A 15,276-nucleotide genomic window follows, 5' to 3' on the forward strand; every position below is an offset into this window, starting at 1 on the left:
GGCGGCGCGCACGGGGTAGCCGTAACCCCTTACGCGGGCCGCGCCAGCGGTCAGTGCGGCCACGCACCGCGACCGCTGGCCGCCCGCATCGGCGCGGGCGACGTCCCGCGCGGCGGGGCGGTTTATTCACCGTCGCGCCGGTTATCCGCTGACGCTCGCCGGACGGCGCCGCGGGCGTCGACGCAGCTTATCCATATACAGATACACCACCGGCGTGGTGTAGAGCGTCAACAGCTGACTCATCACCAGCCCGCCGGCAATGGTTATCCCCAGCGGCTGGCGGATCTCGGCGCCGTCGCCGCTGGCCAGTACCAGCGGCAGTGCGCCCAGCAGCGCCGCGAGGGTGGTCATCATAATTGGCCGGAAACGCAGCAGGCAGGCCTGGAAGATCGCCTCGTGCGGCGTCAAATGGCCGTGGCGCTCGGCATCCAGCGCAAAATCAACCATCATAATGGCGTTTTTCTTCACGATACCAATCAGCAGTAAAATACCGATGAGCGCAATCAGGCTGAAGGGCGCAGAAAACATCTCCAGCGCCAGCAGCGCCCCGACGCCCGCCGAGGGCAGGGTGGACAAAATGGTCAGCGGATGGACGTAGCTCTCATACAGGATGCCCAGCACGATATACACGGTGGCGATCGCGGCAAGGATCAGCCACAGCTGGCTGCTCTGGGTTTGCTGGAACAGCTGGGCGGTGCCGGCAAAGCTGCCGCGCACGCTGGCGGGCACGCCCAGCCCGACCATCGCCCGATCAATCGCCGCGGAAGCCTGCGACAGCGAAACCCCTTCCGGCAGGTTAAAGGAGAGGGTCGAGGCGGCGTCCAGCCCCTCATGGTTGACCGACAGCGGCGCGTTGGCCGGCTGCCAGCGGGCAAAGTAAGCGAGCGGAATCGCCTTGCCGTCGCGGTTAACCACAAACATCTGATCGAGGGCGCTGGCATCCCGGGCGTAGCGCGGATCGACCTCCATGACCACCTTATACTGATTAAGCGGTTGATAGATGGTGGAGATTTGCCGCTGGCCGAAGGCGTTGTTCAACAGCGTATTCGCCGCCGATACGTCGATACCCAGTCGCGCCATGCTGTCGCGATCGTAAGTCAGCGCCAGCTCGGCGCCATTATCCTGCTGATCGGAGTTGACGTCCGCCAGCTCCGGCAGGGCCGCCAGCGCGGTGCGGATTATCGGCTCCCAGCGGCGCAGGGCATCCAGATCGTCCGACAGCAGGCTGTACTGGTAGCCGGCGTTAGACTGGCGGCCACCAAAGCGTAAATCCTGCACGGCCATGAGAAACAGGCTGGCGCCCGGCTCCTTCGCCAGCTTGCCGCGCAGCCGGCCGATGACCTGCTGGGCGGTTTCGCTGCGCTGGCCGAGCGGCTTTAAGGCGATAAACATCGACCCGCTATTGGTACGCGATCCGCCGGTAAAGCCCACTACGCTCTCCACCGCCGGATCGTCACGCACGATGGTCATAAAATCCTGCAGTTTGCCGCGCATCGCCTGAAACGAGATGCTCTGATCGGCCTGGATAAAGCCCATCAGCCGTCCGGTATCCTGTTCGGGGAAAAAGGTCTTCGGGATGGTCATGTACAGGTGGACGCTCAGGCCGACGGTGGCCAGCAGCAGCAGCAGCGTCCAGCGGCGGTGGTTCAGCACGACGCGCAGCGTACGCGCATAGCCCTGCTCGAGGTAGGTAAGCAGCCGGCCGACACCGCGGTTGCGCGGTTGCGCACGCGGTGGCTGCGGCTTCAAGAGGCGGGCGCACATCATCGGCGTCAGGGTGACCGAGATCAACAGCGAGATAGCAATCGCCACCGACAGCGTCACGGCAAATTCGCGAAACAGCCGGCCGACCAGTCCGCCCATAAACAGCAGCGGGATAAACACCGCAATCAGCGATATGCTCATCGACAGGACGGTAAAGCCCACCTCACGCACCCCCTGCAGAGCGGCCTGCAGCGGCTTCATGCCGGCTTCAACATGGCGGGCGATATTCTCCAGCACCACGATGGCATCGTCGACCACGAAACCGGTGGCAATGGTCAGCGCCATCAGCGACAGGGTATTCAGGCTGAAGCCGCACAGGTACATGGCGGCAAAGGTGCCCAGCAGCGACACCGGTACGGCGATGGCCGGGATCAGCGTCGCGCGGCCGGAGCGCAAAAAGACAAACACGACCAGGATAACCAGCACCACGGCGATCGCCAGCGACTGTTCTACTTCCGCCAGCGAGGCGCGAATGGTCGGCGAGCGATCCTGGGCAATCGCCAAATCAATCGCCGCCGGAATGGTCTCGCGCAGCGCCGGCATCCGCGCGCGGATGCGATCCACGGTATCAATGATGTTGGCTTCCGGGGTTTTACGCACCAGCAGCAAGATGGCCGGTTTCCCGCTGGCCATCCCGGCGTTGCGCACGTCTTGCACGGAATCGGTGACGGTAGCGACGTCGCGCAGCCGTACGGCGGCGCCGTCGCGGTAGTGCACCACCAGCGGCTGATACGCGCTGGCGGTCTTCAGTTCGTCGTTGGTTTTGAGCTGCCAGCGCTGCTGCCCATCCTCTACCGCCCCCTGCGGCTTACGCACGTTGGCGGCGGCGATCGCCTGGCGGATCGCATCCAGCGACACCCCCTGATTAAACAGCGCCTGCGGATTGAGATCGACCCGCACCGCCGGCAGCGAGCTGCCGCCGACCGACACGTCGCCCACGCCGTCGGTCTGCGCCAGCGTCTGCGCCAGCTGGGTGGAGGCAAAGTCATACAGCTGGCCGGGGGAGTAGGTATCCGAGGTCAGCGTCAGGATCATGATCGGCGCGTCGGAGGGGTTGGCCTTACGGTAGGTTGGACGGCTGGGCATGCCGCTCGGCAGCAGACTCTGCGCCGCATTGATCGCCGCCTGCACGTCGCGCGCCGCGCCGTTGATGTCGCGGTCAAAATCAAACACCAAAATAATGCGCGTGCTGCCAAGCGAGCTGGTGGAGGTCATTTCGCTGACGCCGGCGATGCGCCCCAGCGAACGCTCCAGCGGCGTCGCCACCGACGAAGCCATGGTTTCCGGCGAGGCCCCGGGCAGCGAGGCGCTGACCATGATCACCGGAAAATCGACCTGCGGCAGCGGCGCGACCGGCAGCAGGCGGAACCCCAGCGCGCCGGCCAGCGCGATGGCCAGCGTCAGCAGAAGGGTTGCCACCGGGCGGTGAATAAACAGCGCAAAAAATCTCACTCCGCCTCCTTCTGCCGCAGGCGGCCGCGGGTGGCGCGCGCCAGGCGATCAAACAGCAGGTAGATCACCGGGGTTGTAAACAGCGTCAGCACCTGGCTTAGGATCAGTCCCCCGACCATGGCGATGCCCAACGGCTGGCGCAGTTCGGCGCCCACGCCCTGGCTCAGCATCAGCGGCAGCGCGCCCAGCAGCGCCGCCAGCGTGGTCATCAGGATGGGACGAAAGCGCAGCAGGCAGGCCTGCCGGATCGCTTCGTCGGGCGTCATGCCCTGCTCGCGCTCGGCCGCCAGCGCAAAGTCGATCATCATGATGGCATTTTTTTTCACGATCCCGATCAGCAGGATAATGCCGATGATGGCGATCACGTCCAGCTCGCTGCCGCTCAGCATCAGCGCCAGCAGTGCGCCGACGCCGGCGGTCGGCAGGGTCGAGAGGATAGTGATCGGGTGAATAAAGCTCTCATACAGTATCCCGAGCACGATATACATCGTCACGATCGCCGCGACGATCAGCCAGACCGTGTTGCCCAGCGCCGCCTGGAAGGCGAGGGTGCTCCCCTGGAAGGCGGTCAGGATATCCGCGGGCATTGCCAGCCGCTGCTCGGCCGCGGTAATGGCATTCACCGCGTCTTCCAGCGCGTAGCCCGGCGCCACGTTAAAGGAGAAGGTCGTCGACGGAAACTGGTCGAGATGGTTAATGGTCAGCGCCCCGTGGCGCTGCTCCACCTGCGCCAGCGTGCTGAGCGGCACCATCGCCCCGTCACTGCCGGTCAGGCGGATGCTGTCCAGCGCCGCCAGCCCCGGGGTTTCGCGGCTGTCCTGCTCCAGCACCACCCGGTACTGGCTGGACTGGGTGTAAATCGTGGAGATCAGCCGCTGGCCAAAGGCGTTGTACAGCGCGTTGTCGATGTCGGCCAGGCTGATGCCGAGGCGCGCCGCGTTATCGCGGTCGACGCGAATAAAGGCCTCCAGCCCCTGATCCTGCCAGTCACTGCTCACCTCTTGTAGTTGCGGCAGGGCACGCAGCTCGCTCAGCAGGGCCGGCACCCAGTGCCCAAGGGCATCGAGCGATCCGGCCTGCAGGGTAAACTGATAAGGGGTGCGGCTGACGCTGGTATCGATGGTCAGGTCCTGCACCGGCTGCAGCCACAGTTCAATGCCCGGCAGCGCGTCGCTCTGCCGCTGCAGGCGGGCGATCACCGCGGGGATACGATCCTCGCGCTGGTCCAGCGGCTTCAGATTAATTTGCAGCCGTCCGCTGTTCAACGCCGGGTTGGTGCCGTCAACGCCGACGTACGAGGTGACGCTCTCCACCGCCGGATCGCGCATGATAACCGAGACCACCTGGCGCTGCCGGTCGGCCATGCTGGCGAATGACACGCTCTGCGGCGCCTGTACGGTGCCCTGAATAATGCCGTTATCCTGCTGCGGGAAAAAGCCTTTCGGGATCCACAGCCACAGCAGCACGGTCAGCGCCAGCGTGCCGAGCGCGACGCCGAGCGTCAGCCACGGGTGCCGTAATACGCGGTTCAGCAGCTGACCGTAGCGGGCAATCACCCGGGCGAAAAACGCCTCGCTGGCGCGCGAGAAGCGGTTCTGCCGGCGCAGAGCGTCGTGGCTCAGCATCCGCGCGCACATCATCGGCGTCAGCGTGAGCGAAACGATAGCGGAGATAAGGATCGCCACCGCCAGGGTCACGGCGAATTCGCGGAACAGCCGGCCCACCACATCGCCCATAAACAGCAGCGGGATCAGCACCGCAATCAGTGAAAAGGTCAGGGAGATGATGGTAAAGCCGATTTCGCCGGCGCCCTTCAGCGCGGCGGCCAGCGGCTTTTCCCCTTTTTCGATATAGCGCGAGATGTTTTCGATCACCACAATCGCGTCATCGACCACAAAACCGGTGGCGATGGTCAGCGCCATCAGGGTCAGGTTATTGATCGAGAAATCCAGGAACACCATCACCGCAAAGGTGCCTACCAGCGACAGCGGCACCGCCACCGCCGGAATGATGGTGGCCGGCACGTTGCGTAAAAACAGATAGATAATCATCACCACCAGCGCCATCGCCAGCATCAGCTCATGCTGAGTGTCGCTGACCGACGCGCGAATGTTGGTGGTGCGATCGGAGAGAACCTTCACGGTAACCGATTTCGGCAGCGACGCGGTCAGCGACGGCAGCAGCTGACGAAGGGTGTCGGCGGTGCTGATGATGTTGGCTCCCGGCTGGCGCTGCACGGTGATCACAATCGCCTGCTGGCGATTGGCCCAGGCGCCCAGCCAGCTGTTTTCCGCCCCCGGCTCCACGCTGGCCACGTCGCGCAGCCGTACCGGTGCGCCGTTCTGGTAGGCCACAATCAGCTGGCGATAGCCCTCGGCGGACTTCAGCTGATCGTTCGCCGACAGGGTAATGGCGCGCTCCGGGCCATCCAGGCTGCCCTTGGCCGAGTTGACGTTGGCCTCGCTGATGGCGGTCCGTACCGCCTCGCTGTCCAGCCCGCGCGCCGCCAGCGCCTGGGCATTCATTTTCACCCGTACCGCCGGGCGCTGCCCGCCGGCCAGCGTCACCAGGCCCACGCCGGAGACCTGAGAAAGCTTCTGCGCCACCCGCGTCTCGACCATGTCCTGCACCTGCGTCATCGGCACGGCATCGGAGGTGACCGCCAGGGTCATGATCGGCGGATCGGCCGGGTTCACTTTATTGTATACCGGCGGATTGGGCAGATCGTTCGGTAGCAGGTTGGTGGCGGCATTGATCGCCGCCTGCACTTCCTGTTCCGCGACGTCGAGCGGCAGGGTCAGCTGAAACTGCAGGGTCACCACCGAGGCGCCGCCCGAGCTCTGCGACGCCATCTGCTTCAGCCCGGACATCTGGCCAAACTGGCGCTCCAGCGGCGCGGTGATGGCTGAGGTGATCACATCCGGGCTGGCGCCAGGATAGAGGGTCACAACCTGAATCGTCGGGTAATCCACTTCCGGTAGCGCTGAGACGGGCAGGGCGCGATAGCCGATAATCCCGGCGATCAGCAGGGCGATCATCAGCAGGGTGGTGGCCACTGGCCGCAGAATAAACAGGCGGGACGGGCCGCCCTGGGAAGGAGGAAGCGCCTGCATCAGCCGCGCTCTCCCTTCGCCGACTGCGCGTGACCGGCCGGCAGGGGGCTGCTTTGCGGCGCCACCACCTCGACGGTTGCGCCCTCGGTCAGGCGATCCACGCCGTCAGTGACAACCCGCTGCCCGGCGGCCAGGCCGCTCTGAATCACCACAATCTCGCTGGTCTGAATACCGGTGGTCACCGCTTTTTTACTGACCCGGTTGTCGTCGTTGACCACCCAGACAAAGCTGCCCTCATTGCCCATTTGCAGCGCGGCGCCCGGAATAACTACCGCATCTTGCAGGGTCTCAATCTTCAGGCGGGTGTTGACGAACTGATTCGGAAACAGGCGGTCATCGCGGTTATCGAAGCGCGCTTTCAGCTTAATGGTGCCGGTGGCGGTATCAATCTGGTTATCCAGACTCAGCAGGCTGCCGCTGGCCAGCTGGGTGGTATTGGTACGATCCCACGCTTCCACCGGCAGCGCCGCGCCGCGGTGACGCGCCTGCAGCAGCTGTGGGATCACGTTTTCCGGCAGGGTGAAGAGCACATCGACCGGATGGGTTTGGGTGATCACGACCAGCCCGGCCGTGTCGCCGCTGCTGATGTAGTTTCCCACGTCCACCACCTTCAGGCCAACGCGACCGTCAATCGGCGCGGTTACCCGGCTGTAGGTCAGATTAAGGCGGGCACTCGCCACGCTGGCGCGATCGGCCTGAATCGTCCCTTCGGTTTCGCTGACCAGCGCCCGCTGGGTATCGAGTTCCTGACGGGAGATAACGTTGGTCTTCATCAGCTGCTGATAGCGCGCCAGATCGCGGCGGGCGTTGGCCAGCGTGGCTTCATCTTTTGCCAGCTGTCCCTCCGCCTGCGCCAGCGCCACCTCGAATGGCCGCGGATCGATTTCCGCCAGCAGGTCGCCGGCTTTCACCTGCTGCCCCTCGGTAAAGTGCAGCCGCATCAGCTGACCGTCGACGCGGCTGCGCACGGTCACCGTGTTGGCGGCGGTCACCGTCCCCAGCCCGGTCAGGTATTGCGGCACGCTCTGGCTGCGGGCGGTGGCGGCCTGCACCGGTGCCTGGCCGCCGCCGCGCCGTCCCGCGCCGCGCCCGCCCGCCGCGCCCTCGCTGTTTTTTGCCTGCGGTGTGGCGTCATGGGTCAGCCGCCAGCCGCCATAGCCTGCGGCAGCAATCAGAATCACTAAGAGGGCAATCAGGGGTTTACGGCGCATAGCAGGACTCGCTCTCCGGCAAAAAAAGGGCAGTTTCATCATGAAAATATCAGCGACCAGTTTACTCAGTATAAACCGGGTAAAAATGGAGGAAATAAGGATATCATCGCCGGCCCGGGTAAGGCGCGCTCTCCGTCGGGGGCGCGGCGCAATCGCCCACTTTGTGCGCAGCCGCTCGCGAGGCTTTGCTACACTTGGTCACTTGCGCTAACCCATAACAGGAGCCTTCCATGAGCACATTCTCTCTGCGTCCGCTGGGCCGCAGCCCGCTGCAGGTCCCGCCGCTCACTTTTGGCGGTAACGTCTTTGGCTGGACGGTGGATGAAGCCACCTCGTTCTCCCTGCTGGACGCGCTGGTCGACAACGGGCTGTTTTTTATCGACACCGCCGACGTCTACTCCCGCTGGGTGCCGGGCAATCAGGGCGGCGAGTCCGAAACCCTGATTGGCAAATGGCTGAAAAAGAGCGGGAAGCGCGATCGCATCGTGCTGGCCACCAAGGTGGGCATGGACCTCGGCGAGGGGAAAACCGGCCTGTCGGCCAGGTGGATCCGCGCGGCGGTAGAGGCGTCGCTCACCCGGCTGCAAACCGATCGTATCGATCTTTATCAGGCGCACCGCGATGATGCCGACACGCCGCTGGAGGAGACCCTGCAGGCCTTTGACGATCTGATCCGGGCCGGCAAGGTTCGGGTCATCGGCGCCTCCAATTACAGCGGCGCGCGGCTGGAGGCGGCGCTGCAGGTCAGTGAGCAGCACGGGCTGGCGCGCTATGAGACGCTGCAGCCGGAGTACAACCTGTACGATCGCCGCGACTACGAGCAGGATCTGGCGCCGGTGGTCAGTCGCCACGGCCTCGGGGTGATCAACTATTATGCGCTGGCCAGCGGTTTCCTCAGCGGCAAATACCGCACGCCGGCCGATGCGGCGAAAAGCGCGCGCGGACAGGGGGTGGTGGATAAGTACCTCAACGATCGCGGCCGGGGCATTTTGCAGGCGCTGGATGCGGTGGCCGCTGAGCAGAACGCCAGCGTGACTCAGGTGGCGCTGGCGTGGCAAATCGCCCGGCCGGGCATCACCGCGCCCATCGTCAGCGCCACCTCGCTGTCGCAGCTGCATGAGCTGGTGCGCGCGGCCACGCTGACGCTGACGCCAGCGCAGCGAGATGCCATCGACCGCGCCTCCGCCGGCTGAGCGGCCGCGGTTCAGCCCGGCGTCCGCTGCGCCCGGCGCGCCGGCCGGGCATCACCGCGCCCATCGTCAGCGCCACCTCGCTGTCGCAGCTGGATGAGCTGGTGCGCGCGGCCACGCTGACGCTGACGCCAGCGCAGCGAGATGCCATCGACCGCGCCTCCGCCGGCTAAGCGGCCGCGGTTCAGCCCGGCGTCCGCTGCGCCCGGCGCGCCGGCCGGGCATCAGCGCGGCTATCGTCAGCGCCACCCCGCTGTCGCAGCGGGATAAGCTGGTGCGCGCGGCCGCGCCGAGGCCAGCGCAGCGCGACGCCATCGACCGCGCCTGCGCCGGCTAAGCGGCCGCGGTTCAGCCCGGCGTCCGCTGCGCCCGGCGCGCCGGCCGGGCATCACCGCGCCCATTGTCAGCACCACCCGGCTGTTGCAGCGGGATAAGCTGGTGCGCGCGGCCGCGCTGACGCCAGCGCAGCGCGACGCCATCGACCGCGCCTGCGCCGGCTGCGCGGCCGCGGTTTAGCCCAGCGTCAGCTGCGCCCAGCGCGCCAGCCCGGCGGTCACCGAGCCAAAATCGTCCCCGCTGGCCAGCGGAATCTCCGGCCAGCGCTGCTGCAGCGCCGCGCGGATCAGCGGCGAGCGTGCGCTGCCGCCGGTCAGGTAAATCACGTCCGGTCGGGTCTCGCTCAGCGCCATGGCCAGGGAGACCTGTTCGAGGATCCGCTCCAGCGGCTGGGCAATCGCTTCCGGCAGCGCGGATTGCTGCAGGGTGGTCTCCAGGCCGTCGGCGATAAACGCCAGCGATGTCAGCGACGAGGCCGTCGCCGATAAGGCAATTTTGCTCTCTTCCGCGGCGCGGACCAGCCGGTACCCCAATCGCTGCTGCCACACCTTCAGCAGTCGGGCAACCGCATCGGGATCGGCCGCATCGCGCACCATCTCCTGCAGCTGTTTGCGGGTGGCGGCGGCATAAAAGTCGCTTTGTGCCGGCACGTCGTTAATGGCCACCGCGTTCCACCACGGCAGCGCCGGCAGGGCGATGCCGCGCTGGGTGGTGGTGCCGAGTCCCAGCTGGGGCATCAGCGTCTTAAAGGCCAGCATAATATCCAGATCGTTACCGCCGACGCGGCAGCCGCTGTGGCCCAGCAGGCTGGCGCTGCGGTCGACCTGCTGCTGCCACGCCGGGCCCATCAGCAGCAGCGAGCAGTCGGTGGTGCCGCCGCCGATATCCACGACCAGCACGCGGGTCTCCTCGCTGAGCGTCGCTTCAAAATCCAGCCCCGCCGCGACCGGCTCAAACTGAAACGCCACCTGGCGGAAGCCGGCGCGCGCCGCGGCGCGCGCCAGAATGCCCTGCGCCTGGGCGTTTGCCTCATCGCCGCCCAGCCCCTGAAAGTTCACCGGACGGCCAATCACCGCGCCGCTGATCGCGTGGTTCAGCGCCGCCTCTGCGCGCTGGCGGATGTTCAGCATCATCGCGCACACCAGATCTTCAAACAGCGCCAGCTGTTGCGGTTTCAGCCCGCTGGCGCCGAGGAACGATTTGGGGGACTTCACAAACCAGGTCTCATCGGGATCGGTCATGTAGCTGGCCAGCGCATCCAGGCCGAACTGCACCGCCTCCGGGCCAATCTCCAGGTCCTCTTCGCGGTTGGCGCGCAGGGCGCGCTGCAGCATGGCGCGGTTCTCTTCGTGGGGCGTGGGGACCCGGTGGTGACGGAACAGCCACTCGGAGATTGCTTCGCGACTGGTGCCGGAAATCATGGAAGGCAGCCACGGCGAACCGTTATGCAGCGGCAGCAGTTCGGCCACGCTGTTGCGCATCACCGCCACTGAACAGTTCGCCGTACCATAGTCAAAACCAATAAACATCACTCCCTCCGGGGTCGCGGCCAGAAAAAAGGGAGCGACTGTAGCCTGTCTTGCCGCCGCGGGCAAGGCCAAACTCAGCGCGGGCGTTGCCTGCCGCCTGGGGGCCACGTCGGGTGAAGTGACCGGCAATTCAGGGTGATGCCAGCGCGGGAGGGGCGAGGCCCGGACTTCGCCCGGCGTGGAGAGTCTGACGCGGATGCCGCTATCCCCTTGTCCCGCCCACGTGGGTCAGGGGAGGCGCCGGCGGCGGGAAGCGGGCGGTGGAGGTAAAACGCGTCGGCAGCCGTCCTGCCGCGATCGGCGGGCCTGACGGACGGCGGCGGCGATCGCGGCGATGTTGCCGAGCGGGTCGCGCACCGGTCGGCGCCGGACAGACCGCCGGCGTTCAGGGGCGGAGCGTCGGGCCTACCGCGGAACGGCCCGGCGCCATCAGATAAGCGGGATTCGCGCGCCTGGCTAACGGCGGGAGCGCGTCTCCCCGCGGTGAGGTTGGGGGGCAAAACCCGCGCGCTCAGCGGATAGCAAAATAGCCTTCGGCAAGCAGCTCATGCAGCGCGCGGCGTTCGCCAATCGCGCTGCCCCAGGCGCCTTCCACGCCAATATGACTCAGCGTTGTCAGCGTCGCCGGCAGATCTACCGGGCCGGCAAGGGTAGTCATATTCAGCCGCTGGGCATGGCCGTGAATGATCGAGGCCATCATTTCATCCATCAGATTACAGTGGATATTGGCGACCAGCTCCGGATTCAGGCTCAGGTAATCAATCTGATCGCTGCGCAGCTGGCTGAAGGCCTCCAGATTGCGGCCAAACGCGGTGACAAGGATCCGACAACCCAGCGCTTTCAGCTGCTGCAGGTGGTAGTGAATCAGCGGATTCTCCTCCAGCACCGCATCCAGCTGCACGGCAATCAACAGCAGCGTGGGGCAGAGCGTACTGTGCCGCAGCGCCTCGAGAAAATCCTGGCACACGCTCTTATCCCGCAGCCCGGCCGCCGAAAGCGGCAGCGAAAGGGTGATCCCTTTTTTGGCCACGCCGTCGGCAAACTGACTGAAGAAGGTGTGGATCACTTTTCGGTCCAGTTCGACCTGCAGTGCGCAGCTTTGCAGCCCGCGGCGGAAGCTGGCCTCGTCTATTTCCCTTTCGTCGGGCGCAATCAGGCGCAGCTCGGTGAGCCACAGGCTGGTGGTGTCGGTCAGGCGCGGCGGACTGACCGGCCAGGCGCAAAAGCGGAGCGGGCGCTCGCGCAGCACCCATGCGTTCTGCTCCTGGCTGAGCGACAGCGTGCGCGTGGCCTGCTGCTGCTGTTCATACTGGGCTATCTGTCCGCGGCCGCGGTGTTTGGCGTTGTAGCAGGCAATGTCGGCCTGCGTCAGCACCTCGCTGGCCTGGTGGTTACCGGCGTTAATCAGCGTCAGTCCGGCGCTGGCCCCCACCCGGTACAGGCGACCTTCCCAAATAAAGCGGTGATGGTTGATCGCGCTGACGATCCGCTGCACCCCCTCGCGCGCCTGCTCCAGCGTGCAGTCGGGCAGCAGAATGCCGAACTCATCGCCGCCGAGGCGGGCGAGGAAATCGCTGGTGCGCAGCGTGCGCAGCATCAGCGCCGCCAGTTCGCACAGCAGCGCATCGCCGGCGGCGTGGCCGGCGGTATCATTCACCGATTTAAAACGGTCGAGATCGACAAACGCCAGCACGTGCTGCTGACCAAATTCGCTGGCCCCAAGCAGCAGGCGCTTCAGCTGCAGCTCAAAGTTCATGCGGTTTGGCAGACGGGTCAGCATGTCATGGGACGCGCTGTAGCTGAGGCGCTTCATCATCTCGCGCGATGCGCTGACATCATTGATCACCATCACGCTGCCTATCTGATTGCCGTCGAGGGTTTTCAGCGGCGTGATGCTGTAGTGAATATCATATTGCGAGCCGCTCTTGCTGTGCAGCACCAGCTCCTCTTCCAGATTCGGGCTGGATTTGGCGCCCGGCAGATCGCACAGCAGCAGGTTGTCAATGACCGGTCCGCTGCGGCCGCGGGTAACGTGCAGAACGGTGGCGAGATTTTTGCCGGCGGCGTCGGCCTGCGTCCAGCCGCTCATCTTCTCCGCTACCGGGTTCATGAAGGTGACGCTCATCTCCTCATCGGTGCTGATCACCGCTTCACCGATCGAGTCGAGGGTAATTTGCATCCGCTCCTTCTCCTGGAACAGCGCTTCGTTCAGTTCGCTAAGCTGGCTGATATCCTGCACGATGCCGAGCATGCGCGTTACCTGGCCCTCCGGACCGGACTGCGCCTGCGCCTGCGTGCGCAGGTAGCGCACGCCGGAGAAGGTTTCGATGCGGTGCTCTACGTTCAGCGGATGACGGTCGGTGAGCGCCGACTCAATGGCGCCGCGCACCCGGGCTTTATCATCAGGAAGAATCCGCGACATGATCAGCGCGTAGTTTGGCTCGGTGCTGGGGTTGACCTCGTAGATCTCAAACATCCGCTTGTCCCAGTTCATCTCGCCGGTTTGCACGTTCCACTCCCAGACGCCGATGCCGCCGGCTTCGTTGGCCAGCGTAATCCGCTCCATCAGCCGCTGATTGATCTGCTCCGAGCGCTTCAGCTCGGTAATGTCTTCAATCTGGGCAATCAGGTAGAGCGGTTGCCAGGCGTCATCGCGCACCAGCGAGACCGCCAGCAGCACCCAAACGATATGCCCATCACGGTGCAGGTAGCGTTTCTCGAGGGTGTAGTTGTCAATGTCGCCCTGCAGCAGGGCGTCAAACTGGCGCAGATCGGCGTGCAGATCGTCGGGGTGCGTCACCTGCTGAAAATCGAGCCTGAGCAGCTGCTCGGGGGGATAGCCCAGCAGGCGGCAGAGGGATTTGTTGACCTGCAGCCATTTACCGGAGGGCGCCACCAGCGCCATGCCGATGGTGGAGTACTCCATCGCGTGACGAAAACGGGTCTCGCTTTCGCTGATGTGCTTTTTTTCTTCGCGGAACGAGGACATCACCAGCGTCATTACCTGACAGGGGATCAGCGCCAGCATAAACGGCAGCCACGGGGCGCTGAGCATCAGCGACGAGGAGGCCGGAGAGAGCGTGTGGTCATACTGGGTGGAGAGCTGCAGCGACAGCATCACCAGGTTGATCAAAAAGATGGTGAAGGCTTCAAAGCGCGGCAGGCGTACCGCACACCAGAACAGGATAACCACAATAAAGGTAAACGGTGAGGGCAGGTAGTGCAGCGCCACGTAGCTGAGGATCAGCGTGGCGGCCAGCGTCAGCAGGGTTTCCAGCAGCTGCGCACGCCGGAGCTGCTTAACATAGTCCCGGCGCCACAGCAGCGCCACCGGCGCCAGCGCCATGGTACCGATGATTTCCGACAGCACCCAGACACCGATAAAGCTGCTGGCCGCCTCCCCGGTATAGCGAAAGATAACCAGCGCCAGAGCGCCGGTTAACAGCGGGGCGAAGAGGCCCGAGATGAGGATAAGCTTACCCCAGCAGGTCAGGCTGTGCAGCGGGGCCCGCGGATTCAGCAGGCGCCGCAGCAGCAGGCCGGCCAGCAGCGCATGCAGCAGGTTCAGCAGCGGAAAAATCACGCTACTGATGCTGATGCCAAACAGGCTGAAGTTGGCGGTGACCACCCCGCACAGGCTGCCGGTCAGGGCCAGCGCCAGCTGCGCAGCGCGCAGGCGGAAGACCAGCACGGTCATCAAGGCGGAGGGGAACCACAGCGGTGAAATGTCACTGTTCAGCAGAATCAGCTGCAGGCAGAGCAGCGTCAGCAGGAAGGCGATGAGGCCGGGCAGGGCGGCGTAGCGCCAGCTTACGGACTGTTTAGTAACCGGTTGGAGTGTGTCTGATGTCATTCAGTGTTCCAGCGAATGGCTGCAGGACGCCGCCGTAAAGCAGACGTCACCCTGATAACGATGCTAACACATGTGCGATATTCTGCCCGGTCTAAAACGCAGGAATGTTGGCTTTCTTCTGCTTTCTGCGGGTTTTGCGGCATCGGTTACTGACGCGCCGGTGCGGCATCGGCTTCGGGTCTGGCCGCCTGGCCCATGTCGGTGCGTTTCCAGGGGCGATCCCGTCCGCTGACCTGCAGCGACAGCTGCTGCAGCAGATACTGCGTTTTGGCGGTTTTTCCCTGGCTCACCAACAGCAGCGGCAGCAGCATCGCCGCCGCCAGCTGTACCAGGGTGAAGCTCCGCAGGCGGGTATGCCGCTGGCTGAGCAGAAACGCACTGCTCAGCACCAGCCCCAGCAGCAGGCCGGCAAGCACTTCGCTGTCGGAGTGGGCGTTCAGAGTGAGTCGCGAGACGCCCACCAGCACCGCCAGGGCGTAGCCCAGCGCAATCAGGCTGCCGCGCACCGCGGCGGAAAAACCGCCGCCCACCAGCCAGAACATCACCGGCCACAGGGTTGCCGCCATCGCGGTGTGGCCGCTGAAGCCGGTAAAGTCGAGGCGCTGATTGCCGATGCCCCAGCCCATAAAGGCCAGCTTTGACAGGCTGACGATCAGGCCGGTCAGGCCAAACACCGCCACCCAGTACCCGGCGGCCCGGCGGTTATCGCTTTTCCACAGCAGCAGCAGGGCGATGATCGCCGCGGTGGGGATCAGCAGCATGCTGTCGCCAAAATAGGTCAGGGTTCTCCAGCTCACGCGGCCTCCTTCGGTTACCGACGCCTCCACG

7 protein-coding genes are annotated in these 15,276 nt (G+C 64.9%); 1 reads left to right on the plus strand and 6 read right to left on the minus strand.

Annotated elements, in window-relative coordinates; genetic code table 11:
• Window positions 1–141 precede the first annotated feature (141 nt).
• Genes mdtC through BS626_RS02840 form a run of 3 tightly spaced genes read right to left on the minus strand, consistent with a single transcriptional unit; the run spans window position 142 to window position 7,540 of the window.
• Window positions 142–3,216 carry a multidrug efflux RND transporter permease subunit MdtC gene (mdtC, locus tag BS626_RS02830; RefSeq protein ID WP_075180868.1) on the minus strand — a complete coding sequence of 1,025 codons (3,075 nt, stop codon included), beginning with the start codon at window positions 3,214–3,216 and terminating at the stop codon, window positions 142–144.
• Window positions 3,213–6,329 (minus strand): MdtB/MuxB family multidrug efflux RND transporter permease subunit, encoded by a 3,117-nt coding sequence (locus BS626_RS02835; RefSeq protein ID WP_075180869.1) that lies wholly within the window; start codon window positions 6,327–6,329, stop codon window positions 3,213–3,215. Before BS626_RS02835 ends, mdtC begins: the two co-directional genes overlap by 4 nt.
• Complete coding sequence (locus BS626_RS02840; RefSeq protein WP_075180870.1) at window positions 6,329–7,540, minus strand: MdtA/MuxA family multidrug efflux RND transporter periplasmic adaptor subunit; 1,212 nt, start codon at window positions 7,538–7,540, stop codon at window positions 6,329–6,331. The genes BS626_RS02835 and BS626_RS02840 overlap by 1 nt, the downstream gene beginning before the upstream one ends.
• Window positions 7,541–7,770: 230 nt before the next feature.
• Here BS626_RS02840 and BS626_RS02845 point away from each other — a divergent pair, with 230 nt between their 5' ends.
• The gene (locus BS626_RS02845) at window positions 7,771–8,733 is read left to right on the plus strand and encodes an aldo/keto reductase (protein ID WP_075180871.1); all 963 of its coding nucleotides are present in this window, start codon (window positions 7,771–7,773) and stop codon (window positions 8,731–8,733) included.
• A gap of 509 nt (window positions 8,734–9,242) precedes the next feature.
• On the opposite strand, the gene yegD is transcribed toward BS626_RS02845, so the two are convergent.
• The 3 genes from yegD to BS626_RS02860 all read right to left on the minus strand — a co-directional run bounded on the left by yegD (window position 9,243) and on the right by BS626_RS02860 (window position 15,245).
• Window positions 9,243–10,595 (minus strand): molecular chaperone, encoded by a 1,353-nt coding sequence (gene yegD / locus BS626_RS02850; protein ID WP_075180872.1) that lies wholly within the window; start codon window positions 10,593–10,595, stop codon window positions 9,243–9,245.
• Between the two features lie 511 nt (window positions 10,596–11,106).
• Window positions 11,107–14,448, minus strand: coding sequence for a diguanylate cyclase (locus BS626_RS02855; protein ID WP_075180873.1), 3,342 nt, complete (start codon window positions 14,446–14,448; stop codon window positions 11,107–11,109).
• Window positions 14,449–14,594: 146 nt separating this feature from the next.
• Complete coding sequence (locus BS626_RS02860) at window positions 14,595–15,245, minus strand: phosphatase PAP2 family protein (protein ID WP_075180874.1); 651 nt, start codon at window positions 15,243–15,245, stop codon at window positions 14,595–14,597.
• Between the last annotated feature and the right edge of the window lie 31 nt (window positions 15,246–15,276).

The sequence above is a fragment of the Pantoea sp. 1.19 genome (assembly GCF_001922585.1).
In the GTDB taxonomy this organism is placed as follows: domain Bacteria; phylum Pseudomonadota; class Gammaproteobacteria; order Enterobacterales; family Enterobacteriaceae; genus 1-19.

Excerpts from the sequence above, each read along its gene's own strand:
- BS626_RS02835 (WP_075180869.1), bottom strand. The coding sequence starts at position 6,329 with ATGCAGGCGCTTCCTCCTTCCCAGGGCGGCCCGTCCCGCCTGTTTATT.
- BS626_RS02840 (WP_075180870.1), bottom strand. The coding sequence starts at position 7,540 with ATGCGCCGTAAACCCCTGATTGCCCTCTTAGTGATTCTGATTGCTGCC.
- BS626_RS02845 (WP_075180871.1), top strand. The coding sequence starts at position 7,771 with ATGAGCACATTCTCTCTGCGTCCGCTGGGCCGCAGCCCGCTGCAGGTC.
- yegD (WP_075180872.1), bottom strand. The coding sequence starts at position 10,595 with ATGTTTATTGGTTTTGACTATGGTACGGCGAACTGTTCAGTGGCGGTG.
- BS626_RS02855 (WP_075180873.1), bottom strand. The coding sequence starts at position 14,448 with ATGACATCAGACACACTCCAACCGGTTACTAAACAGTCCGTAAGCTGG.